Genomic DNA, 24,151 nt, shown 5'->3' with positions numbered 1-24,151 from the left:
CGGAATCGCAAGGTAGCCGCCTTCCTGCAACTCGAATTATATAAGGTATGGCCTACAGTGCATTTTCCTGCGCCTCTACTACCAGGCGTTTGGGTGCAACACGGCCATCCTCTGCGATAGTGCCGATACCAATGAAATTACGCTCTTCGCCTTCAGTGATACGGACCATACCTTCGCTTGGCGCGCCAGCAACATGCACCGGTTGTCCTTGCTTTACATAGGCTGCAACAGCAGGTAACAGATTGACTTCAGGGAAGTTTAATACTGCACTGTCCATCGGTAGCAACAGTAAATCCAGCTCTGGATTTGGTGAGCGCTCTTCTGCCTGTGCCGCTTCAACTATGGCAGTCAACTGCTCTAAAGTCACCATGCGATCACTTGGGTAAGCGGCCACTTGCAAACGACGCAGATAGCTAACATGTGCCCCACAGCCTAATAATTCACCCAAATCATCAACAATAGTGCGAATGTAGGTGCCTTTTGAGCAATGAATTTCCAGCTCAAGGTCATTGCCTTCCCAGCGGATAAATAGCAATTCATACACGGTAATGCTACGGGCGTCGCGCTCTACTTCAATCCCCTGCCGGGCATATTCATACAACGGTTTACCTTGATGCTTCAGTGCCGAATACATGGAAGGTATCTGCTGGCTATCGCCGCGGAAACTATCCAGAGCAGCATCCATCTGCGCCTGAGTGACGTTAACTTCACGCTCACTGATTAACGCACCTTCGGCATCCGAAGTATCTGTGCGCTGGCCCAAACGGGCAACCACCAGGTAGCGCTTATCAGAATCGAGCAAGAATTGAGAGAATTTGGTCGCTTCACCAAGACAGATAGGCAACATACCGGTCGCCAGTGGATCGAGTGCACCGGTATGGCCTGCGCGGTTAGCGCTAAAGAGACGTTTTACTTTCTGCAAAACATCATTAGAGGAGAGGCCCAGCGGCTTATCCAATAACAGAACGCCGTTAATGTCACGGCCGCGACGACGTGGACGCCCCATTACTTCTCCTCGTCGTTACCTGGATTAACCTGACGTTCTACATCATTTTTGATGACGTTAGTCACCAGGTTAGACATCCGCATGCCTTCAATCAATGAGTTATCATAAGCGAAGGTCAGTTCCGGTACGATACGCAAGCGCATCGCTTTACCCAGCAGAGTGCGGATATAACCAGAGGCATCTTGCAGTGCTTTAATGCCATTTTTAACTGTATCCGGGTCTGCGTTATCGGTTAACACATTCAGGAAGGTCACAAAGACTTTAGCGTAAGCCAAATCACGGGACAGCTCGATACCGGATACGGTAGCCATGCCAACACGTGGGTCTTTGATTTCGCGTTGTAAGATGAGTGCGATCTCTTTTTGCATTTCCTGCGAAACACGTTGAGAACGGCTGAATTCTTTTGCCATTTGGATTCTCCAGACAAATTGGGGGGCCAAGGCCCCCCAAATGGATATAAGCAGATCTGAGGCGATTAATCGATAGTACGTTTGATTTCGATAATTTCGAAGACTTCGATCACATCACCAGTACGGACGTCGTTATAGTTCTTAACGCCGATACCACACTCCATACCATTACGAACTTCGTTAACGTCATCTTTGAAGCGGCGCAGAGATTCCAGCTCGCCTTCATAGATAACCACGTTGTCACGCAGAACACGGATTGGATTGTTACGCTTAATCACACCCTCAGTAACCATACAACCTGCAATGGCGCCAAATTTCGGTGATTTAAACACATCACGAACTTCAGCCAGACCAATGATTTGTTGTTTGTACTCAGGTGCCAACATACCACTCATCGCCTGTTTGACTTCGTCGATCAAGCTATAAATTACTGAGTAGTAACGCAGATCCAGACCTTCAGTTTCAACCACACGACGGGCTGAAGCATCAGCACGAACGTTAAAGCCAAGGATGATTGCGCCAGAAGCTGCGGCCAGTGTTGCGTCAGTTTCGGTGATACCACCAACGCCTGAGCCAACAATGCGCACTTTCACTTCATCGGTAGACAGATTTTCCAGTGAATCACAGATAGCTTCACAAGAACCCTGTACGTCAGACTTGATTACGATGTTCAGTTCAGAAACTTCGCCTTCGGTCATGTTAGCAAACATGTTTTCCAGCTTAGATTTCTGCTGACGAGCCAGTTTGACTTCGCGGAATTTGCCCTGACGGTACAGTGCAACTTCACGAGCTTTCTTCTCGTCACGAACCACGGTCACTTCATCACCGGCAGCAGGAACACTGGACAGACCCAGGATTTCCACCGGAATAGACGGACCAGCAGACGTGATATCACGGCCCAACTCGTCACGCATCGCACGTACACGGCCATACTCAAAGCCACACAGTACGATATCACCTTTGTTCAAGGTACCTTTCTGAACCAGCACGGTAGCAACAGGGCCACGGCCTTTATCCAAGAAGGATTCGATAACCACACCGTTTGCCATGCCAGTACGAACTGCTTTCAGTTCCAGAACTTCAGCTTGCAGCAGGATTGCGTTCAACAATTCATCAATACCGATACCAGCTTTCGCAGATACGTTGATGAACTGAGAGTCACCGCCCCACTCTTCTGGCTGGACACCGTACTGAGACAGCTCGGTTTTAACGCGGTCTGGATCAGCTTCTGGCTTATCGATTTTGTTCACTGCAACCACAACCGGCACTTTCGCCGCTTTGGCATGCTGAATAGCTTCGATAGTCTGTGGCATCACGCCATCGTCGGCTGCAACAACCAACACCACGATATCAGTCGCCTGAGCACCACGGGCACGCATTGAAGTAAACGCGGCGTGTCCTGGGGTATCCAGGAAGGTGATCATGCCGTTTTCAGTTTCAACGTGATAAGCACCGATGTGCTGTGTAATACCACCGGCCTCACCTGACGCCACTTTCGTGGAGCGGATGTAATCCAGCAGAGAGGTTTTACCGTGGTCAACGTGGCCCATGATGGTCACAACCGGAGCGCGATGCTCGGCTGCGGCTTCAGCGCCAGTATCACGGTCGCTCATCAAAGCTTCTTCCAGTTCGTTTTCACGACGCAGAATCACTTTGTGGCCCATCTCTTCAGCAACCATCTGTGCTGTTTCTTGATCGATAACCTGGTTAATGGTTGCCATAGCACCCAGTTTCATCATTGCTTTGATGACCTGAGAGCCTTTAACAGCCATTTTGTTTGCCAGTTCAGCAACTGTTACAGTCTCACCAATCACAACATCGCGGTTAACCGCAACAACAGGCTTGTTGAAGCTCTGTTGCAGTGTGCTTGGTTTACGTTTGCCTTTACGGCCAACAGCACGTGCTTCTTCACGATCAGCTTTAGACTCGGAGAGTTTATTGCCTTTTTTCTGCTTAGTTGCTTTACCACCACGAGTGCGGCTACGGCGATCACCTTCAACTTTGGCGTCGTTTTCGTCTTCCGCGGCGCGCGCATGTTGTGAGGTGGTTACATGGTAGTCAGCAGACTCAGTCTGCTCAGCCACAGGTTCTGGCCATTTACCTTCGTTTTCGGCTGCCATTTTACGGGCTTCCTCAGCAACGCGTTTAGCATCTTCCTCGACCTTACGGCGTGTTTCTTCTTCTACTGAGCGTTTCAGCTCGGCAGCTTCAGCTTCACGGCGTGCTTTATCGGTCTGAGCTGGCTTGATTTTTTCGTCGGTTTGTTGATTCGTCACTTTTTCTTTTTCCGCTGCTTGGCGTTTAGCTTTTTCAGCGGCCTCACGTTTGGCTTGTTCTTCGGCCGCACGTTTAGCTTTTTCTTCAGCGATTTTCTGCGCTGCTGCTTCCGCTTCACGTTGTGCCTGCTCTTCCGCTTCACGCTGTGCCTGCTCTTCCGCTTTCGCTTGTTCAGCTTCCGGCGTATTTACATAAGTGCGTTTCTTGCGGACCTCGATTTGCACCGATTTACTTTTTCCGCCGGTGCTCGGAATATTCAAGGTGCTACGCGTTTTGCGTTGCAACGTGAGTTTATTAGGCGCACTGCCGTGTTCACGGTTTAAGTGCGCCAGCAATGTTTCTTTTTCTTGCTGGGTAACTGAGTCTACTTCAGACTTCTTGATCCCTGCATCAGCAAATTGCTGTACCAGGCGATCAACTGGGGTCTGAATCTCAGCTGCCAGCGATTTTACGGTTACATCTGTCATGCTGTTCCTTCCTGCTACAGTTTATTACGCGTTATCGCCAAACCAACAGATATTACGTGCAGCCATAATCAGCTCGCCGGCTTGCTCATCGCTAAGCCCTTCAATATCTGCCAGATCGTCGATACCCTGCTCGGCAAGATCTTCCAGCGTACACACACCGCGCGCAGCCAATTTGAATGCCATGCTACGTTCCAGACCCGCCAGGTTCAGCAGATCATCAGCGGGTTTTTGGTCGCCAAGACTTTCTTCTTGTGCCAGGGCCAGCGTGGTCAATGCAGCTTTGGCGCGATCACGCAGCGCTTCAACCGTATCTTCGTCAAGACCATCGATTTCCAGAAGTTCTTTCATTGGCACGTAAGCCAATTCTTCCAGAGAAGAGAAACCTTCCTCTACCAATATGGTGGCAAAGTCCTCATCGATATCAAGATATTTGGTGAAGGTATCAATAGCGGCATGAGCTTCGGCCTGATGCTTCGCCTGAAGATCGTCCGCCGTCATTACGTTCAGTTCCCAGCCACTCAGTTGTGCTGCTAAACGTACGTTCTGGCCGTTACGGCCAATTGCCTGGGCCAAGTTGCTGGCTTCAACGGCAACATCCATCGTGTGTCTGTCTTCATCAACCACAATAGACGCAACATCAGCTGGCGCCATGGCATTAATAACAAACTGGGCTGGATTATCATCCCACAATACAATATCAATGCGCTCGCCGCCAAGCTCGCTGGAAACAGCCTGAACTCGGGCACCACGCATACCGACACAAGCACCGACTGGATCGATACGTTTGTCGTTGGTTTTGACCGCAATTTTAGCACGCGAACCAGGATCACGGGCGGCAGCTTTAATTTCGATCAATTCTTCGCCAATTTCTGGCACTTCAATACGGAACAGTTCGATCAGCATTTCAGGACGTGAACGGCTGACAAATAACTGAGCACCGCGAGCTTCTGGACGCACGTCATACAGAACACCACGGATACGGTCGCCTGGACGGAAGTTTTCACGCGGTAGCATGTCTTCACGGCCAATAACGGCTTCAGCATTGTTACCCAGATCCAGTGCAATACTGTCACGGTTAACTTTTTTCACCACACCGGTAACAATTTCGCCCAGATACTGACGGAACTGATCAACCACCATAGCACGTTCGGCTTCACGTACTTTCTGTACGATGACCTGTTTAGCTGTTTGGGTTGTGATACGGTCAAAAGTAACAGATTCAATCTGGTCTTCGACATAATCACCCAACTGGAGGGTTGGATCTTCATATTGAGCCGCATCCAACGTGATTTCACGCGTTGGCATGGTAACTTCGTCAACTGCGACCCAACGGCGGAAAGTGTCGAAATCACCGGTTTTACGGTCGATGCTGACGCGAACTTCAATTTCTTGTTCGTATTTTTTCTTGGTCGCTGTCGCTAGAGCGGTTTCCAACGCCTCAAAAATCTTCTCGCGCGGAAGGGATTTCTCATTGGAAACTGCTTCTACAACAGCCAGAATCTCTTTGTTCATCCTAGTTGCCTCATCCAAACTTTAAAAGTGGGGTACCAGGTTCGCTTTCTGGATGTTGCTCAGCGCGAACACTTCATCTTTTCCATCCACAGTAACCGTGATCATTTCACCATCAACGGCTTTAATAATGCCCTGCCATTTACGGCGGTTCTGCATTGCCATACGCAAAACCAAAGTGACTTCTTCACCGAGGTAACGAGTATAGTGTTCAGCGGTGAACATAGGGCGATCAAGGCCCGGAGAGGAAACTTCTAAGTTGTAAGCGACCGTAATTGGATCTTCTACGTCCAATACAGCGCTGACCTGGTGGCTGACATCAGCACAAGCATCAACAGTGATTCCGTCGTCACTATCAATATAGATTCGTAGCGTCGATTGGCGCCCCCGGATGAACTCGATGCCGACTAATTCATAGCCTAAGGCCTCAACCGGTGCTGAAATTATCTCTGTTAACTTTTGTTCTAATGTGGACAAGCCCACCCCCAAGACATAAAAAAAGGGCCTAATAGCCCAGTGATTCTGCTGTCAAATAACAAAAAACCCCGAAATTCGGGGCTTTATGCAACTGGACCCTGTTTGCCGCAAAGCGGCTTCGGTACAACTTTCTGACAAGTATTTTTTTCAAATTGAAATCGAAAGTATCTGAGGTCTACCGAATACAACATTTGAAAAAAAACACTTTAGGAAAGTGGTTGCGGGGGCCGGATTTGAACCGACGACCTTCGGGTTATGAGCCCGACGAGCTACCAGGCTGCTCCACCCCGCGTCCGAAAACGTGGCAAATATTACGTTGATAACGACAAAAAAGCAAGTTATCTGACTGATTTGGTACCGAGGACGGGACTTGAACCCGTAAGCCCAATCGGGCACTACCACCTCAAGGTAGCGTGTCTACCAATTCCACCACCCCGGCACTGATTCAACTGGTTGTTTTTACTATTTAAGTCGTCACAACCATTTTAAAACTTTTTTCTATCGTTACTACTTACTGCTGGCAAAACATTACTGCGGGATATCGCTACTTGGCTTAGCTGGTGCTACTGGAGCTGTAGTCTGCTCAGTTTTTGCAGGCGTACCCAAGTTTTCCCACTCGCTGCCTGTATGGCCCTGGTTGGTGCTCATATTGCCCAGAATCAAGCTAATGACGAAGAACAGCGTCGCCAATAAAGCCGTCATGCGAGTCATAAAGTTACCGGAACCATTCGAACCGAACAGAGTTGCAGACGCACCTGCTCCGAATGAGGCTCCCATATCCGCGCCTTTACCTTGCTGCAACATGATCAGAGCAACTAGCCCAATCGAAATCAGCAAGAAAAATACCAGAAGAGCTTCGTACATAGTTGTACCTGTATCCTTGCGGATTCACCGCATGCCAAATGCTTTTCACCCATCAGCGGGGACTTATTCACCCACTTAAGCGGGTGTGAATACTAACCAAAGCGCATAGTACACGCAAGGGCAATTTCACAACACGAGTTCATTTGCAGAAAAAAACGTCAAGTTATTCAACTTCAGCGCAATTTATGGGGGAAAGAGTCACACCCTCCCCCATAAAAACACCATTAACCTGCCGCTTTCACCGCATCTGCGATCCGGTTTGCCATTTCAGCAATCAATGATTCTTCAGCATCACCTTCAACCATCACGCGGATTAATGGTTCGGTACCTGATTTACGCAACAGAACGCGGCCACGCTCGCCCAGTTCTTTTTCGACTTGACAGGCAACCTTGTTAACCTCATCTGATTCCAGTGGGTTATGATCACCGGAGAAACGCACATTGACCAGAATTTGTGGCATCAATTTCATGCCACTGCACAGGTCATGTAGGCTCATATGGTTACGCACCATCGCCGTCAGCACTTGCAGACCAGCAACAATGCCGTCACCGGTGGTAGTTTTATCCAACAAAATCACGTGGCCTGAGTTTTCAGCACCAATACGCCAGCCTTTCTCTTGCATGGCTTCCAGCACGTAGCGGTCGCCCACTTTGGCACGAACAAAAGGAATGCCGAGCTGTTTCAGTGCAAGCTCTAGGCCCATATTACTCATTAGCGTACCAACCGCACCGCCTTTCAGTTGGCCCTGACGCAAGCCTTCGCGCGCGATGATATACAAAATCTGGTCGCCATCAACCTTGTTGCCCAGATGATCAACCATCATCAAGCGGTCACCATCACCGTCAAATGCCAGGCCAACATGTGCCTCTTCAGCCAGCACACGCGCTTGCAGCAAGCGAACATCCGTGGCACCACATTCTTCATTGATATTCATGCCATCAGGTTCACAGCCGATGGTGATAACATTTGCCCCGAGTTCACGTAATACACTTGGGGCGATGTGATAGGTGGCACCATTGGCGCAATCGACCACAATTTTTAACTCTTTCAGGCTAAGTTCGCTCGGGAATGTGCCTTTACAGAACTCAATGTAGCGCCCGGCCGCATCCACGATACGGTTAGCTTTACCCAATTCGGCAGATTCAACGCAGGTTAATGGTTTTTCCATTTCTGCTTCAATGGCCTCCTCCACATCATCAGGCAGTTTGGTGCCATCAATTGAGAAGAATTTAATGCCATTATCTTCGAAAGGGTTATGGGACGCTGAAATAACAATACCGGCTTCAGCGCGGAAAGTTCGGGTCAGATAAGCAACAGCAGGGGTCGGCATCGGGCCGGTAAATGATGCCGATAGCCCAGCGGCAGCCAAGCCGGCTTCCAGCGCCGATTCCAGCATGTAGCCGGAAATACGCGTATCTTTACCGATGATAATTTTACGAGAACCATGTCGAGCCAGAACTTTACCGGCAGCCCAGCCGAGCTTTAATACAAAATCAGGCGTAATCGGACTCTCACCCACTTTGCCGCGAATGCCATCTGTACCAAAGTATTTACGGTTACTCATAATTTTTGTTTATCCCTTCGCTGAAAGTGTTGCCTCGACGATACGCATCGCCTCGACAGTTTCTTTGACATCATGCACTCGGACAATCTGTGCGCCTTGCATAGCGGCAATGACAGCACAAGCGACACTCCCGATGACCCGCTGTTGTGGCGGAACATGTAATAACTGACCCACCATCGATTTTCGCGACATTCCCACTAACAATGGCAACCCAAAATGGTGCAGTTCAGCCAGTCGCGCCAATAACTGATAATTATGCGCCAAATCTTTACCGAAACCGAAGCCTGGGTCGAGTAACAATTTACTTTTTGCGATACCGGCCGCAACACAGCGAGCGATATGGTATTCAAAGAACTGGTTTACATCAGCCAGTAAATCATCGTAATGCGGTGACTGCTGCATACTTTGCGGTTGCCCCTGCATATGCATCAGGCACACCGGCAGACCGGTTTTTGCCGCAGCGTCAAGCGCACCTGGCTCTTGTAATGAGCGGATATCATTAATCAGATGGGCGCCAGCTTGAGCAGATTCAGTGATAACCGCCGCTTTAGAGGTATCTACAGATAACCAAATATCAAAGCGCTTGGCTAATGCCTCGACAACTGGCACTACCCGATCAAGCTCCTCCTGCTCACTCACTTGTGCAGCACCAGGACGGGTGGACTCGCCACCAATATCAATCAGCGTAGCACCTGCTGATAACATCAATTGGGCATGCTGTAATGCTTTATCAATATTATTGTGATGTCCACCATCCGAAAACGAATCCGGGGTGACATTCAAGATACCCATAACTTGTGGGAGAGAGAGATCCAGAACACGATCTCTGGCAGTTAACTGCATGTAATTACGCCTCAAAAGTGGCAATTCACTTTAATTTTATACCCAAAGTCATTGCGTTGCAGCAAGGCAAACCGAACAAGCCCCGATGAACAGACCAAAGTTCAGTGATTCAAGTGGGAACCGCAGCAACGCCAAGTAAGCAGGATATGACAGAAAAAGAAAAACCCCGGGCAAGCCCGAGGTTTATATTAATCACAACGCTTTTAGATGCCAACAGTTGACTTACTTATCGCCCAACTGTTCTGACATGGTATTTGAATTGCCTGGCGTTGGTACATTTGGCTCATCAACCGGCGTTGGTGCCTTTGGTGTGCTGTCATTGTCAGATGATTTATTCTTGGTCGCATCATCCCAACCCGCTGGCGGGCGAACTTCTTTGCGATTCATCAAATCATCAATCTGCGGTGCATCAATCGTTTCATACTTCATCAAAGCATCTTTCATGGTATGCAGAACATCCATATTTTCCATCAGCAAAGTACGTGCACGCTGATAGTTACGCTCGACAAGTAATTTAACTTCCTGATCGATAATACGCGCGGTTTCATCAGACATATGCTTGGCTTTTGCCACAGAACGGCCAAGGAATACCTCGCCTTCTTCTTCAGCATACAGCAACGGCCCCAGTTTTTCGGAGAAGCCCCACTGCGTCACCATGTTACGCGCGATAGACGTGGCAACTTTGATATCATTCGATGCACCGGTAGAGACTTTTTCCGGCCCGTAAATTATCTCTTCAGCAAGACGACCACCGTATAAGGTAGAGATCTGGCTTTCCAGTTTCTGACGGCTAGCGCTGATAGCATCACCTTCCGGCAGGAAGAATGTTACACCCAACGCACGACCACGTGGAATAATGGTCACTTTATGTACTGGGTCATGTTCAGGTACCAGACGACCGATGATCGCATGGCCTGCTTCATGATAAGCCGTTGATTCTTTTTGTGCTTCTGTCATTACCATGGAGCGACGTTCCGCACCCATCATAATTTTATCTTTCGCTTTCTCAAACTCAGCCATCGAAACAACACGCTTGTTACCACGAGCAGCAAACAACGCGGCTTCGTTGACCAGGTTAGCCAGGTCAGCACCAGAGAAGCCTGGTGTACCACGTGCGATAACTGAAGCATCGATATCGGTATCTAATGGCACGCGGCGCATATGAACTTTCAGAATCTGTTCACGACCACGGACATCAGGTAAGCCAACCACAACCTGACGGTCAAAACGACCTGGACGCAGTAACGCCGGGTCAAGAACGTCTGGACGGTTAGTTGCTGCGATGACGATGATGCCTTCATTGCCTTCAAAGCCATCCATTTCAACCAGCATTTGGTTCAGTGTCTGTTCACGTTCATCATGACCACCACCCAAACCAGCGCCACGTTGACGGCCTACCGCATCGATTTCATCGATAAAGATGATACAAGGTGCGGCTTTTTTAGCCTGCTCAAACATGTCACGGACACGGGATGCACCCACACCAACGAACATTTCTACGAAGTCAGAACCAGAAATAGTGAAGAATGGCACTTTAGCTTCACCTGCAATGGCTTTCGCCAGCAAGGTTTTACCTGTCCCTGGAGGACCAACCATCAATACGCCTTTCGGAATCTTACCGCCCAGTTTTTGGAAGCGGCTTGGCTCACGCAGATAGTCAACCAATTCACTGACTTCTTCTTTTGCTTCGTCGCAACCGGCCACATCAGCAAAAGAGGTTTTTATTTGATCTTCTGTCAGCATGCGGGCTTTGCTCTTGCCAAAGGACATCGCCCCTTTGCCGCCGCCACCTTGCATTTGACGCATAAAGAAGATCCAGACCCCAATCAACAACAACATTGGGAACCAGGAAATAAAGATAGAGGCCAGCAAGCTCGGCTCTTCCGGTGGCTCACCAACAACTTTCACATTTTTAGTCAATAAGGTATCTAACAGCTTTGGATCGTTGACCGGAATGAAAGTCGTATATTTGCTGTTATCTTTCTTACTGACGTTAATTTCACGCCCATTAATACGCGCTTCACGAACCTGTTCTTGGGTTACGTCGGACATGAAAGTAGAGTAATCCACTTTACGGCCATTCGATTCGCTGGGTCCAAAGCTCTGGAATACAGACATCAGTACGACTGCAATAACTAACCAGAGAATTAGGTTTTTCGCCATGTCACTCAAGGGATTAACCTCATATTACAACTGTGTTAACAAACAGCGTTAGGGTACTACAGTTTCCGCCCTGTCGCTACAATGTACACTTCACGCGATCGCGCACGAGAAGCGTCTGGCTTACGAATCTTAACTTTCGTAAACAGGGAGCGAATTTCCCGTAGGTATTCATCAAAGCCATCTCCCTGAAACACCTTCACCAGGAAACTTCCGCCTGGCGCAAGTACATCACGACACATATCTAAAGCTAATTCAACCAGATACATTGATTTAGGTATATCGACTGCCGGAGTACCACTCATATTCGGGGCCATATCACACATGACCACCTGAACTTTTTTATCCCCAACACGCTCAAGTAAAGCTTTCAGGACGAGTTCATCACGAAAATCGCCCTGAAGGAAATCGACACCAACGATAGGATCCATTGGTAGAAGATCACATGCGATGACCCGCCCTTTACCGCCTATTTGGGTTACTGCATATTGGGACCAACCGCCGGGTGCAGCGCCTAAATCGACTACTGTCATACCGGGTTTAAAAAGTTTATCGTTCTGTTGTATTTCATCAAGTTTAAACCAGGCGCGGGAGCGTAGCCCCTTTTTCTGTGCCTGAATTACATATTTATCGCTAAAGTGTTCTTGTAACCAGCGACTAGAGCTAGCCGAACGCTTTTTATTAGACATCTCTTTTTCCAACTATCTTAATTAAGAGCCCGCGCATCTGTTGCTTAGCTCGCGTAAACTCCCCATCGACGTAGACCGATTTGGTGATACACATGAGATGGCGGTAGAATGAACCGTTTTCAATCCCAACTTAAGCAAAAAAGACGATGAATCTGAATAACAAACAAAAACAGCACCTGAAAAGCCTGGCCCATCCATTAAAGCCAGTAGTCATGCTGGGCAATAACGGGTTAACCGAAGGGGTGCTGGCTGAAATCGAACAAACGCTGGAACATCATGAACTTATTAAGGTGAAGATCACTGCTGAAGAGCGTGAAACCAAAGCCCTAATTGCTGATGCCATCGTGCGTGAGACCGGTGCCGTTAACGTCCAAATCATCGGTAATATTTTAGTGCTCTATCGCCCAGCGAAAGAGCGGAAAATTATTTTACCGCGTTAATGACGCTTGTTTTAGAGAAAAGGTGCCATGCACTTTGTTCTGATAAAAGGCCGCAAGCGGCCTTTTACTTTTCTTTACAACTTCATTTTTGAGAAATAACGCGTAATAGCTGCTCAGATGGACAAGTATTACACATAATCCACGCTAAGAATTTCATATTCTACTTCGCCGCCTGGAGTTCGAATAACAACGACGTCATCGACTTCCTTACCAATCAGGCCACGAGCGATAGGTGAGTTAACCGAAATAAGATTTTGTTTAAAATCCGCTTCATCATCACCCACAATCCGGTATTGCTGCTCTTCTTCGCTATCCACATTTAATACACGAACCGTGGCACCAAAAATAACGCGGCCATTATTAGGCATTCTGGTGATATCAATCACCTGCGCATTAGAGAGTTTTGCTTCTATTTCTTGAATCCGGCCTTCACAGAACCCTTGTTGCTCGCGGGCTGCATGATATTCCGCATTTTCTTTCAAGTCACCGTGTTCGCGGGCAGTGGCGATATCAGCAATAATTTTAGGGCGACGAACGCCTTTTAAAAAATCCAGCTCTTCACGCAGTTTCTCTGCGCCATTTACCGTCATCGGAATCTGTTTCATCTTTTAAATACCTCTAAATCTATCCTGTTCAAAAAACCGTCATCCTAACGTTTTCGAATGAAAATGCGGCTAGTTTGATAGCCTACCCGCCTCCAGGCGATAAACAAAAAAAATCACCCCGGAGCCAAAACCCCAAGTCAGGATCAATTCTGCATTTTGATATGCATTTTAACGTAGAGTTCCTTTAGGGTCATCGTTTACTTTCGCCCTCGTTGCACCGTAGTATGGCAACACGTTATTCAGCAGTTATACCGAAATTATGCATTTTTCACGAATTGTCAGTGGATTGGCCTGTGCTATTGCGATCAATATCAGCATATCTAACGCCAATGCGGCTCAGGTCGAAAATTACACACAGTATCTGCCTGATGGGGCAAATCTTGCGTTAGTAGTACAAAAAATCGGGGCTACGACCCCAGCAATAGACTATCACGCTCAGCAGATGGCCTTACCCGCCAGTACGCAAAAAGTCCTGACCGCATTGGCCGCTTTGCTACAGCTTGGACCTGATTTTCGCTTCAATACCACACTAGAAAGTCACGGTCCGATCACCGACGGTGTGTTGCGCGGCAATTTAGTTGCACGTTTTGATGGTGACCCCACTTTAACACGCCAGCAGTTGCGTAATATGGTGGCTACGCTAAGAAAAGCCGGTGTAAAACAAGTTGCAGGTGATTTGATCATTGATACGTCGGTTTTTGCCAGCCACGACAAAGCACCCGGTTGGCCGTGGAACGATATGACACAATGTTTTAGTGCCCCACCTGCGGCGGCCATTGTCGATCGTAACTGTTTTTCAGTCTCACTATACAGCGCACCTAATCCGGGTGACATGGCATTTATCCGAGTTGCATCCTATTATCCGGTGCAAATGTTCAGTGAAGTACGTACTTTAGCTAAAGGTTCACCAGATGCGCAATATTGCGAGTTAGATGTCGTTCCAGGCGAATTAAACCGATTCACGCTTACCGGATGCCTGACACAACGCAGTGAACCGCTGCCTCTGGCCTTTGCAGTACAAAATGGTGCCAGCTATGCCGGTGCCATCTTGAAAGATGAACTGAAAAAAGCGGATATTCAGATTGACGGCAGCCTACGCCGGCAGACGACCCCCAATGCCGCTGGCACCGTGCTAGCGCAAGCGCAGTCAGCACCGTTACATGACTTACTGAAAATCATGTTGAAAAAGTCTGACAACATGATTGCCGATACCGTATTCAGGACCATTGGTCATCAGCGATTTGGTGTATCGGGCACATGGCGCGCCGGTGCCGATGCGGTGCGTCAGGTTCTGCGCCAGAAGGCCGGTGTGGATCTGGGGAACAGTATTGTCGTGGATGGATCGGGTTTGTCACGTCATAATCTCATTTCACCGGCAACCATGATGCAAGCTTTGCAATATATAGCTCAACATGATCAAGAACTTAATTTTATCTCAATGCTGCCATTATCGGGCTATGACGGTACATTACGTTATCGTGGTGGCCTGCATGAAGCGGGTGTTGATGGCAAAGTTTCGGCCAAAACCGGTGCACTACAAGGCGTATACAATTTGGCCGGATTTATTACTACCGCCAGTGGGCAACGCATGGCATTTGTCCAATTCTTGTCGGGTTACGCCGTACCACCTGAAGATCAAAAAAATCGTCGGGCACCTTTGGTTCGCTTCGAAAGCCGCCTGTATAAAGACATCTATCAGAATAATTAAAAATTATGAAACTACTGATTGTTGAAGATGATGAACTGCTGCAACGCGGGATAGCTATGGCCCTGACCAATCAGGGCTATGCCTGTGACTGTGCCGGTACCGCAGCCGAAGCACACAGTTTATTACACACCAGTCAGTACAGCATGGTAATCCTCGATCTCGGCCTACCGGATCAAGATGGTGCCGTGTTGTTGCGTCAATGGCGGCGCCAGCATGTCACCTTACCGGTACTTATCCTCACCGCCCGTGATGCACTGGAAGATCGGGTTGACGGGCTGGATGCCGGTGCTGACGATTACCTTATCAAACCTTTCGCGTTAGCCGAGTTACTGGCACGCGTTCGCGCATTGATTCGTCGTTATCAGGGGCAAAGTGACAATTTGGTGCAACAAGATGACCTGAGCCTTAACTTATCAACACAGCAAGTCTGTTTGCAGGATCAGCCGCTGGAAGTCACGCCCAAGGAGTTTGCGATCCTCTCGCGCTTAATTATGCGGGCCGGTCAAACCGTTAACCGTGAGTTATTACAGCAGGATCTGTATACTTGGAATGATGATCTCGGCTCCAATACGCTAGAAGTGCATATCCATAATCTTCGCCGCAAATTAGGCAAAGATCGTATTCGTACCGTAAGGGGTATTGGCTATCGTCTGGAGGCACAATCATGATCAGTATGCGACGCCGTCTGATTTTAATGCTGGCGTTAATATTATTGGTTACCCAGTTGATCAGTGCCTTTTGGTTATGGCATGAAAGTCAGGAGCAAATCAGCTTCCTGGTTGATGAAACCCTTAGCGCACAAGCGCGTAATGAGCGGGTTGATACGGAAATAGCGGAAGCCATTGCATCACTGCTTGCGCCGTCGCTCATCATGATGGCCATCACCCTTTTGCTCTCTTTCTGGGCGATCAGTTGGATTATTCGTCCACTGGATCAATTGCAAAAAAAGCTGGCTGAACGTTCAGCCGATAATCTCACCCCAGTGATTGTTAAGAGCGATATGCAAGAAATCGTCTCTGTAACATCGACACTTAACCAGTTGTTATTCCGGCTCTCTAATACTATTGCGCAAGAACGCCTGTTCACTGCCGATGCCGCACATGAGTTACGCACACCTCTGGCCGGGATTCGTCTGCACCTTGAGTTGATGGAACAACAAGGGATCACTGAAAGTAACTCATTGATTAGTCGCATCGACTTATTGATGCATACTATTGAACAGTTACTGACACTCTCCAGAGCAGGCCAAAATTTTGCTAGTGGCCTATATCAATCTCTTGATTGGACTGAAAATGTGGTGCAGCCACTGCAAGATGAATTACAGGAAATGTGTGATCTTCGGCAACAAACTATCCAGTGGGAATTTCCGCCTTATGCCAAGACAGAAGGTGACGCCACGCTACTGCGCCTGATGTTGCGAAATCTGGTTGAAAATGCCCATCGTTATAGCCCGGTTGGTAGCCAGATTTCAGTCAAACTCGTTACTGAAAACTTGGGTGCCATTCTGCAAGTGATGGATGAAGGGCCGGGAATAAAACCAGAACAGGCGGGTGAACTGACTCAAGCGTTTCGTCGTATGGATCAACGCTATGGCGGCAGTGGGTTAGGGCTAAATATCGTGATCCGTATTGTTCAACTGCACCAAGGCAGGTTAACACTGGAGAACCGCCCAGACCGTTCAGGACTGCAGGCGCAATGCTGGATACCTGCCGTCACCCATGGCACGGCGTTACCTCCATTTAGCTAGTGTCGCCCATTAGGTGTTCAAATAAAAGGGCCGCCACAGGTGAAGTGGCAGCCCTCATTTATACTCATAACAACGTTATGACTCACAACAACCGGAAATTTAACGTTCGTAGATAAACTCTACGCCGTCATCATCTTCCTCATCCCAATCGTCGTCATCTTCTTCTACCGCTGCCGCTTCCACTTCAGCCAGTTGTTCACGGTGATAATCATCCCACATGAATTCAACTTTTTCTGGCGCACTTTCTGCAATGGCCATAGCTTTAGGTTGGGTGTTAAGGAATTTCATGACATCCCAGCACAGCGCGTTTACATTGTCGCGATTTGCTGCGGAAATCATGTAGTACTTATCTTCCCATCCCAGCGCTTCTACAATGGCCTTAGCGCGGACCTCAGCTTCTTCTGTACCTATCAGGTCAATCTTATTGAAAACAAGCCAGCGTGGCTTCTCTGCAAGATTTTCGCTGTATTGCTGTAACTCATTAACGATGACTTTGGCATTCTCAATCGGATCTGATTCATCGATCGGAGCCAGATCAACCAAGTGCAACAGTACACGACAACGTTCCAGATGCTTCAGGAAGCGAATACCCAGACCAGCACCGTCTGATGCGCCTTCGATCAAACCGGGGATATCGGCAACCACAAAGCTCTGCTCATGATCCATTCGTACCACACCCAGACTTGGGATCAATGTCGTAAATGGATAATCAGCTACTTTTGGTTTAGCCGCAGAAACCGCACGAATAAAGGTGGATTTACCCGCGTTTGGCAAACCTAACATCCCCACATCAGCCAGCAGCAACAACTCAAGCATCAATTCACGTGTTTCGCCTTCAGTACCCATGGTTTTCTGGCGTGGCGCACGGTTTACCGATGATTTGAATCGAGTGTTCCCTAACCCATGGAACCCCCCTTTCGCGACCATCAGAACCTGACCATGGCGGGTCATATCACCCACAATCTCACCCGTACCCTGATCCAGTACGCGGGTACCAACCGGGACTTTAATGGTGATATCTTTACCACGTTTGCCGGTACAGTCACGGCTCTGGCCATTCTGCCCACGTTCAGCACGGAAAGACTTCACAAAACGGTAATCAATCAGCGTGTTAAGGTTTTCATCGGCCAGCAGGTAAATATCGCCACCATCACCACCATCACCACCGTCAGGACCACCATTAGGGATATATTTTTCGCGGCGGAAGCTGACACAACCGTTACCACCGTCACCGGCTACAACCAAAATAGTAGCTTCATCAACAAACTTCATTTACTTTCTCCGTAAATCATTCACCGGGCCGCTGCTTTTGCGGAGCAACCAGGTTTATTTCTGTCCGACGTGGCCACCAACGATGTCCAATTGCGGAAAACATTGCGCCGGCCACTACCACGAATGCGCCTGCGTATCCCACAAGATTGAGGGACGGTGCAGCAAACATTTCTGGCCAGGCCAGCGCCAATAGAATTGAAAAAAACAAGGTAAACAACGGCGTCAATGTGACAAGTGCGCTTACCTGAGCTGCCTGCCAGCGCGCCATGGCCTCAGCCAAAGCACCGTAACCCACCAGGGTATTAACCCCACAAAATAGTAAACAGGCAAACTGCCACCCATTTAGCTGAAAAATAACGGCTGGTTTCGCCATTGGGAATAATGCAATTGCACATAAAGTGTACAACAATAATAGGATTTGTTGCGATGCCATACGCCTTAATAGCACCTTCTGGGCGACACCATAGCTGACCCAAACAACCGCTGCACAGACACCCAATGCCACGCCAAGCGTATAATCAGTCAAACGGGTAAAGATTTCATGCAGACTGGTATTAAAAAATAACAACAAGCCGCAAATCAGCATACCCGCACCAATAACCTGGGTAATGCGCATCCGCTCTTTTAAAATCAACACACTGGCAACCATCATACCGACTGGTGATAATTGCCCGATAACCTGGGATGCCGTCGGACTTAGATATTGTAATGATGAACTGAAGAAGATGAAATTCCCCAGCAGGCCACACGTCGCAACTATCAGTAATACCAGCCAGCGACGTTGGCGAAAAAGTGTAAGCGAGGGTAGCTGACGACGCGAAGCCAGAATAATCCCCAAGCCGATAGCCGCCATCGTGAAGCGATACCAAACAATGGTAAAAGGCTCCATCACCTCAAGCACTTGCTTCATTGCGATCGGCAAGGCACCCCAGAATACGGCAGTGGTTAGTGCCAAAAAAATACCTAAACCAGCCTGCTGCTTCGTATCCATTTTTTACCGAAGGGGGTTAACCCTGAAATGTAAAAAGCCCCGCAACGAAATTGCAGGGCTTACATCTATTTACAGGACGCGAAAAACTTATACAGCTTCGATGCTGATAAATTTACGGTTTTTCGGGCCTTTAACTTCGAACTTGACTTTACCGTCAGCCAAAGCAAACAGAGTATGGTCTTTACCGCAACCTACGTTGGTGCCTGCATGGAACTTAGTTCCACGTTGACGAACGATGATGCTGCCTGCCAGAACTGCTTCGCCGCCAAAACGTTTTACGCCAAGACGTTTACTTTCGGAGTCACGACCGTTACGAGTCGAGCCACCAGCCTTTTTATGTGCCATTTATCCGCTCTCCTAAATCTTAAGCGCTGATACCGGTGATTTTAACATCAGTGAACCACTGACGATGACCTTGCTGCTTACGGTAATGCTTACGACGACGGAATTTAACAATCTTAATCTTCTCGCCACGACCGTGAGCAATTACTTCAGCCTTGATCTTGCCACCATCGACTAAAGGAGCGCCGATATTGATTTCTTCACCGTTAGCAATCATCAGAACTTGGTCAAACTCAACAGTTTCACCAGTTGCGATGTCCAGCTTTTCCAGGCGAATGGTTTGACCTTCGCTTACTCGGTGTTGTTTACCACCACTTTGGAAAACCGCGTACATATAAAACTCCGCTTTCCGTGCACTCCACTTTTGTAGTCCAGAGCGCACTATAAATATTCACAATAGGGCGCGAATTCTACGCAAAAATGTAGTGAATGACAAGTATATAATCAGCCCAAGCGAAGAAAAAAAGCACAGTTTCTTACATCATGTTTATTTGATGGATTTTTCAAGTACAATCATAGTCTCAGGGAACGTCATGTAATAATGTGGGCGGTAATCTCATCGCAGTTAAAGAGAAAAACAGCTGAATATAACAATGAACCTAGAAAAGATTATCGAGTTAACCGCGCCGGATATGGCGGCAGTAAACACAACAATTCTCGACCAGTTGAACTCTGATGTTGTTCTCATCAATCAATTGGGCCATTACATTATCAGTGGTGGCGGGAAACGAATTCGCCCTATGATCGCCGTTTTGGTGGCCCGTGCGTTGCACTACCAAGGCAGTAAGCATATCACTGTCGCGGCATTGATTGAATTTATCCACACAGCGACCTTGCTGCATGATGATGTGGTCGATGAATCTGATATGCGCCGTGGTAAAGCGACGGCTAATGCGGCATTTGGTAATGCCGCCAGTGTATTGGTGGGCGACTATATCTATACGCGCTCATTCCAGATGATGACCGGCCTCGAATCACTGCGCGTTCTTACTTTGATGTCAGAAGCCACAAACGTTATTGCTGAAGGTGAAGTCTTACAGTTAATGAACTGTAATAACCCAGACATCACTGAAGAAAACTATATGCAGGTTATTTACAGCAAAACGGCTCGCTTGTTTGAGGCAGCCTCACAGTCTGCGGCCGTGCTGGCGGATGCCACTGAAACGCAGGAGTTAGCGTTACAGAATTATGGCCGTTATCTGGGTACTGCATTCCAGCTCATTGATGACCTGCTCGATTACAGCTCTGATGGCACCACTTTGGGTAAGAATACCGGTGACGACCTCAATGAAGGTAAACCTACATTGCCCCTACTGCATGCCATGCGTAATGGCACAGTGGAACAAGCAGCCATGATTCGGCAAGCAATTGAACAAGGCAATGGCCGCCATTTACTCGAACCCGTATTGGCTGCAATGCAGCAGTGTGGCTCACTTGACTATACCCGTCGGCGTGCAGAGGAAGAGGCTGACAAAGCTATTGCTGCGTTACAGATTCTCCCTGAAAGTGAATACCGTCTGGCTCTTGAGGGTTTAGCGCACATTGCCGTACAACGCGATTTTTGAGAAACCATTAAGAAACCCGCGCTTTGCCGCCCGGGTTTATCTTTTTTGCTATTAATCCAAACGTTTCATCAGTGTTCCTACCCCTTCCCGCAGCAAAAATGCAATAGCTCGCGAGCGCTCAGCATCAGTGAGTTGATTGTAAGCTTCAATCCATATAGCCAATGGGTCATTGCGCTGCACAACATATTCCGCGGGGGTTTCTTTCAAGCGTAAAACACTCAGTACATCAGATGGTAGCCCCTCGATAGCGTATTCTACCGCCTTTCCCTGCACCCCAAGTTTACGTCTGCGTTCCCAACCTTCCTTTCTGGCTCGACCATTAACCCCTGCAGGCGTTTTAGGCAACCCGCCAATACCAATAAGCTCAGCAGCGGTAATCCATTGTTTTTTCATATCCATTCTCTATCAATGAGCTGCTGTAGCAAGTTCCTGGCACAAAGTGCACATCTGGCGGGCTTAATCGATTCTCAATTGCTCGATCAGGCTTTTAGCTCCTTCACGAAAAATAAAGGTAATAACCTGCTCCCGTTCAGCCTCCGTAAAACGATAGTAAGCCTCTATCCATAGGGCTAATGGGTCTTGCCGTACTGGCGTATACTGTGCCGGCTCTTCTCTTAAATGTAATGAATTCAGTATGGTGGAAGGTAAACTTTCAACATGATACTCCACCGCCTTCCCTTGAACGCCACGACGACGGCGCTGTTCCCACCCCTCACGTTTCGCCATGAGGTTAATGCCTTGTGGTGATGAGGGTAATCCCTCAAGACCTGCCAGTTCCTTAGCGGCAAACCACTCTTTTTTCATGGTGTTGCTTCCTAATATGCGTTGCGACACAAAAAAGGAATATTTAGAAAACATTTAAAATCTTTTAGAAAATAAATGGTATGATCTTTCTAAATGGTCACTTTCTGTTCACAGTACGATTAACAATGTACTGTTATTTATATCACTAACACGTCAGCTGCTTAGAAAAAAAAAGGATTAAAGATGATTTTAAGGAAATCTGATTGGCACCCAGCAGACATCATTGCCGCACTACGTAAAAAAGGCACAACTTTAGCCGCCCTCTCTCGTGAGGCAGGGTTAAGTTCCTCCACTCTTGCCAATGCGTTAACTCGCCCTTGGCCAAAGGGGGAATGGTTGATTGCCGAATGTTTAGAGATTCATCCTTCCGAAATTTGGCCAACACGCTATTTTGATCCGAAAACAGGGGTTCTTCTTGACCGAAAAGTGAGGATACGGCCGGCTATTCTTCGGGCATAAAAAAACCGCCGATGCATAGCTTCGGCGGTTGATAATATTATCTCAGGGGCAGCTTTAAGCCCCTGCTACTACTTGTTATTGACGAACTGCTCGCCCAACTCAATATCTTTGTGCAATACATCAAGCATGCTTTCTAGCGCTTGCTGTTCAAACGCACTCAGTTTGCCAATGTCTTTACGTTCAGCAACACCCTCTTTACCTAACAGGATTGGCTGAGCAAAGAAACGGGCATATTTACCGTCGCCTTCAACGTAAGAACATTCAACAACATTGCTTTCGCCTTGCAGAGCACGAACCAGAGAAAGACCAAAACGTGCCGCAGCCTGCCCCATCGATAGAGTCGCTGACCCGCCACCGGCTTTTGCTTCAACAACTTCAGTACCCGCATTCTGGATACGTTTAGTCAGGTCAGCCACTTCTTGCTCGGTAAAGCTAATGCCTGGAATTTGTGACAACAATGGCAAAATGGTAACACCAGAGTGGCCACCGATAACCGGCACTTCGATATCTTGAGGTTGCTTACCTTTCAGTTCAGCAACAAAGGTATTAGAGCGAATGGTATCCAGTGTCGTAATGCCAAATAATTTATTCTTGTCGTAAACACCGGCTTTTTTCAGTACTTCTGCGGCGATCGCTACTGTCGTGTTAACTGGGTTGGTAATGATACCGATTAATGCTTTCGGGCAAGTACGCGCGATTTGCTCAACCAGATTACGGACGATGCCAGCATTAACATTGAACAGATCTGAACGATCCATGCCCGGTTTACGTGCAACACCCGCAGAAATCAGAACAATATCGGCCCCTTTAAGGGCTGGGGTAGCATCTTCGCCGCTGAAGCCTTTAATATTAACAGCGGTCGGGATATGGCTCAGATCAACCGCAACACCGGGAGTCACTGGCGCGATATCATATAATGAGAGGTCTGAACCTGAAGGAAGCTGGGTCTTGAGTAGAAGAGCGAGGGCCTGGCCGATACCACCAGCGGCACCGAGAACTGCAACTTTCATCCTATACTCCTTTTTATATTTAATTTAAATTTGCCGTGAATTCATCTATTTAGGCACCTTAATTTATTGTGATTTTAAACACAATCTATTAACAGTCAGATTGAGATATCACGCATCAAAAAGGCGCATAAGACGTATGCATTTTAGAGTAAATCGCTTATTCATTAATGATATAGCGCACATTATTCTAAAATTTACTGAAGTATTCATGACAGGTTAATCGGCGGTTACATTACACCCTTCCGTTACATCAGAACAACATCATTTTAATAACATTTTAGTTACTCACGCCGAATGTTGATAAAAACTGATTTAGCATAATCGTAACAGTAAGATGATATGAAAATTTCACCACACCTTGATATCAGTGCTTTTATCACCAATACTCCATAGTCATGTTGAATAAAAATTCATTTATATGCATAATAATCCTATTCACTATTGACTGATCAAGGCATAGAAAATGCGTAATCCCGCAAAACAAGAAGATCTTATCAAAGCGTTTAAAGCGTTATTGAAAGAAGAGAAATTCAGTTCTCAAGGTGAGATCGTTTTGGCCTTGCAGGAAGAAGGCTTCGAAAATATCAACCAATCCAAAGTTTCACGTATGCTAACCAAATTCGGTGCGGTTAGAACGCGTAATGCCAAAATGGAGATGGTTTACTGCTTACCCGCAGAATTGGGGGTGCCAACAACCAGTAGCCCACTAAAAAATCTGGTCTTGGATGTCGATTATAATGATTCAGTCGTTGTGATTAATACCAGCCCTGGTGCGGCACAGCTGATCGCCCGCCTGCTGGATTCATTAGGTAAGGCTGAAGGGATCTTAGGCAGTATTGCTGGTGACGATACCATTTTCACAACGCCTGCCAGAGGTTTTACGGTTAAACAACTGCATGAAGCCATTCTTGGGCTATTCGAACAAGAGCTTTAATTCCACA

Annotated in this window: 25 protein-coding genes and 2 tRNA genes; 7 read left to right on the top strand and 20 right to left on the bottom strand. The window is 47.7% G+C overall.

Annotated elements, in window-relative coordinates:
* Window positions 1-52: 52 nt before the first annotated feature.
* The 12 genes from truB to rlmE all read right to left on the bottom strand — a co-directional run bounded on the left by truB (window position 53) and on the right by rlmE (window position 12,267).
* Window positions 53-1,006, bottom strand: a complete 954-nt coding sequence (gene truB / locus Q2T71_RS01170; RefSeq protein WP_372557847.1) for a tRNA pseudouridine(55) synthase TruB — start codon at window positions 1,004-1,006, stop codon at window positions 53-55.
* Entirely contained in the window at window positions 1,006-1,416 is a 411-nt protein-coding gene (rbfA, locus tag Q2T71_RS01165) for a 30S ribosome-binding factor RbfA (protein ID WP_032816249.1), read from the bottom strand. Before rbfA ends, truB begins: the two co-directional genes overlap by 1 nt.
* Window positions 1,417-1,481: 65 nt before the next feature.
* Window positions 1,482-4,160, bottom strand: coding sequence for a translation initiation factor IF-2 (gene infB, locus Q2T71_RS01160; protein ID WP_372557846.1), 2,679 nt, complete (start codon window positions 4,158-4,160; stop codon window positions 1,482-1,484).
* A 24-nt stretch (window positions 4,161-4,184) separates the two neighbouring features.
* On the bottom strand, window positions 4,185-5,672 hold the full coding sequence (gene nusA, locus Q2T71_RS01155; protein ID WP_083160895.1) for a transcription termination factor NusA: 1,488 nt from the start codon (window positions 5,670-5,672) through the stop codon (window positions 4,185-4,187).
* A gap of 21 nt (window positions 5,673-5,693) precedes the next feature.
* Window positions 5,694-6,146, bottom strand: a complete 453-nt coding sequence (gene rimP / locus Q2T71_RS01150) for a ribosome maturation factor RimP (RefSeq protein ID WP_002222054.1) — start codon at window positions 6,144-6,146, stop codon at window positions 5,694-5,696.
* Between the two features lie 215 nt (window positions 6,147-6,361).
* A tRNA-Met gene (locus Q2T71_RS01145) sits at window positions 6,362-6,438 on the bottom strand.
* 60 nt (window positions 6,439-6,498) lie between these two features.
* A tRNA-Leu gene (locus tag Q2T71_RS01140) sits at window positions 6,499-6,585 on the bottom strand.
* A gap of 89 nt (window positions 6,586-6,674) precedes the next feature.
* Complete coding sequence (gene secG / locus Q2T71_RS01135) at window positions 6,675-7,010, bottom strand: preprotein translocase subunit SecG (RefSeq protein ID WP_005186467.1); 336 nt, start codon at window positions 7,008-7,010, stop codon at window positions 6,675-6,677.
* A 224-nt stretch (window positions 7,011-7,234) separates the two neighbouring features.
* Window positions 7,235-8,575 (bottom strand): phosphoglucosamine mutase, encoded by a 1,341-nt coding sequence (glmM, locus tag Q2T71_RS01130; protein WP_372557845.1) that lies wholly within the window; start codon window positions 8,573-8,575, stop codon window positions 7,235-7,237.
* 9 nt (window positions 8,576-8,584) lie between these two features.
* Window positions 8,585-9,418, bottom strand: coding sequence for a dihydropteroate synthase (gene folP / locus Q2T71_RS01125; protein ID WP_372557844.1), 834 nt, complete (start codon window positions 9,416-9,418; stop codon window positions 8,585-8,587).
* A gap of 222 nt (window positions 9,419-9,640) precedes the next feature.
* Window positions 9,641-11,581 (bottom strand): ATP-dependent zinc metalloprotease FtsH, encoded by a 1,941-nt coding sequence (gene ftsH / locus Q2T71_RS01120; protein ID WP_083160903.1) that lies wholly within the window; start codon window positions 11,579-11,581, stop codon window positions 9,641-9,643.
* A 56-nt stretch (window positions 11,582-11,637) separates the two neighbouring features.
* Window positions 11,638-12,267, bottom strand: coding sequence for a 23S rRNA (uridine(2552)-2'-O)-methyltransferase RlmE (gene rlmE, locus Q2T71_RS01115; protein WP_083160905.1), 630 nt, complete (start codon window positions 12,265-12,267; stop codon window positions 11,638-11,640).
* A 146-nt stretch (window positions 12,268-12,413) separates the two neighbouring features.
* On the opposite strand from rlmE, the gene yhbY reads away from it, so the two are divergent.
* Complete coding sequence (yhbY, locus tag Q2T71_RS01110) at window positions 12,414-12,707, top strand: ribosome assembly RNA-binding protein YhbY (protein WP_004389225.1); 294 nt, start codon at window positions 12,414-12,416, stop codon at window positions 12,705-12,707.
* 128 nt (window positions 12,708-12,835) lie between these two features.
* On the opposite strand, the gene greA is transcribed toward yhbY, so the two are convergent.
* Window positions 12,836-13,312 carry a transcription elongation factor GreA gene (greA, locus tag Q2T71_RS01105; protein WP_005186441.1) on the bottom strand — a complete coding sequence of 159 codons (477 nt, stop codon included), beginning with the start codon at window positions 13,310-13,312 and terminating at the stop codon, window positions 12,836-12,838.
* Window positions 13,313-13,571: 259 nt separating this feature from the next.
* Between greA and dacB the strand changes: the two genes are divergently transcribed.
* From dacB to pmrB, 3 genes are read left to right on the top strand one after another with little or no spacing between them, the layout of a single operon-like run.
* Window positions 13,572-15,020 (top strand): serine-type D-Ala-D-Ala carboxypeptidase, encoded by a 1,449-nt coding sequence (gene dacB, locus Q2T71_RS01100; RefSeq protein ID WP_372557843.1) that lies wholly within the window; start codon window positions 13,572-13,574, stop codon window positions 15,018-15,020.
* A gap of 5 nt (window positions 15,021-15,025) precedes the next feature.
* Window positions 15,026-15,688 (top strand): two-component system response regulator PmrA, encoded by a 663-nt coding sequence (pmrA, locus tag Q2T71_RS01095; protein ID WP_005186436.1) that lies wholly within the window; start codon window positions 15,026-15,028, stop codon window positions 15,686-15,688.
* Window positions 15,685-16,767 (top strand): two-component system sensor histidine kinase PmrB, encoded by a 1,083-nt coding sequence (gene pmrB, locus Q2T71_RS01090; RefSeq protein WP_372557842.1) that lies wholly within the window; start codon window positions 15,685-15,687, stop codon window positions 16,765-16,767. The genes pmrA and pmrB overlap by 4 nt, the downstream gene beginning before the upstream one ends.
* Window positions 16,768-16,866: 99 nt before the next feature.
* On the opposite strand, the gene cgtA is transcribed toward pmrB, so the two are convergent.
* The 4 genes from cgtA to rplU all read right to left on the bottom strand — a co-directional run bounded on the left by cgtA (window position 16,867) and on the right by rplU (window position 19,706).
* Window positions 16,867-18,039 carry an Obg family GTPase CgtA gene (gene cgtA, locus Q2T71_RS01085; protein ID WP_083160913.1) on the bottom strand — a complete coding sequence of 391 codons (1,173 nt, stop codon included), beginning with the start codon at window positions 18,037-18,039 and terminating at the stop codon, window positions 16,867-16,869.
* A 16-nt stretch (window positions 18,040-18,055) separates the two neighbouring features.
* A complete protein-coding gene (locus Q2T71_RS01080; RefSeq protein ID WP_372557841.1) occupies window positions 18,056-19,030 on the bottom strand; it encodes a DMT family transporter in 975 nt (324 codons plus the stop codon).
* A gap of 87 nt (window positions 19,031-19,117) precedes the next feature.
* A complete protein-coding gene (gene rpmA / locus Q2T71_RS01075) occupies window positions 19,118-19,375 on the bottom strand; it encodes a 50S ribosomal protein L27 (protein WP_083160917.1) in 258 nt (85 codons plus the stop codon).
* Window positions 19,376-19,394: 19 nt separating this feature from the next.
* Window positions 19,395-19,706, bottom strand: coding sequence for a 50S ribosomal protein L21 (rplU, locus tag Q2T71_RS01070; protein WP_005186422.1), 312 nt, complete (start codon window positions 19,704-19,706; stop codon window positions 19,395-19,397).
* 259 nt (window positions 19,707-19,965) lie between these two features.
* Between rplU and ispB the strand changes: the two genes are divergently transcribed.
* Window positions 19,966-20,937 (top strand): octaprenyl diphosphate synthase, encoded by a 972-nt coding sequence (ispB, locus tag Q2T71_RS01065; protein WP_372557840.1) that lies wholly within the window; start codon window positions 19,966-19,968, stop codon window positions 20,935-20,937.
* 51 nt (window positions 20,938-20,988) lie between these two features.
* Here ispB and Q2T71_RS01060 read toward each other — a convergent pair whose 3' ends face one another.
* Complete coding sequence (locus Q2T71_RS01060; RefSeq protein ID WP_372557839.1) at window positions 20,989-21,330, bottom strand: DNA-binding protein; 342 nt, start codon at window positions 21,328-21,330, stop codon at window positions 20,989-20,991.
* 63 nt (window positions 21,331-21,393) lie between these two features.
* Complete coding sequence (locus Q2T71_RS01055) at window positions 21,394-21,741, bottom strand: DNA-binding protein (protein WP_372559808.1); 348 nt, start codon at window positions 21,739-21,741, stop codon at window positions 21,394-21,396.
* Between the two features lie 183 nt (window positions 21,742-21,924).
* Here Q2T71_RS01055 and Q2T71_RS01050 point away from each other — a divergent pair, with 183 nt between their 5' ends.
* A complete protein-coding gene (locus Q2T71_RS01050) occupies window positions 21,925-22,200 on the top strand; it encodes a helix-turn-helix transcriptional regulator (protein ID WP_083160925.1) in 276 nt (91 codons plus the stop codon).
* A gap of 68 nt (window positions 22,201-22,268) precedes the next feature.
* On the opposite strand, the gene mdh is transcribed toward Q2T71_RS01050, so the two are convergent.
* Window positions 22,269-23,210, bottom strand: coding sequence for a malate dehydrogenase (mdh, locus tag Q2T71_RS01045; RefSeq protein WP_083160927.1), 942 nt, complete (start codon window positions 23,208-23,210; stop codon window positions 22,269-22,271).
* Between the two features lie 463 nt (window positions 23,211-23,673).
* Here mdh and argR point away from each other — a divergent pair, with 463 nt between their 5' ends.
* Window positions 23,674-24,144 carry a transcriptional regulator ArgR gene (argR, locus tag Q2T71_RS01040; protein ID WP_004707043.1) on the top strand — a complete coding sequence of 157 codons (471 nt, stop codon included), beginning with the start codon at window positions 23,674-23,676 and terminating at the stop codon, window positions 24,142-24,144.
* The last annotated feature ends 7 nt before the right edge of the window (window positions 24,145-24,151 follow it).

It is taken from the genome of Yersinia sp. 1652 StPb PI, assembly GCF_041538345.1.
GTDB lineage: Bacteria > Pseudomonadota > Gammaproteobacteria > Enterobacterales > Enterobacteriaceae > Yersinia > Yersinia enterocolitica_E.
The sequence above is the reverse complement of the archived record's forward strand: the minus strand, read 5'-3'. Positions and strand labels throughout refer to the sequence as shown.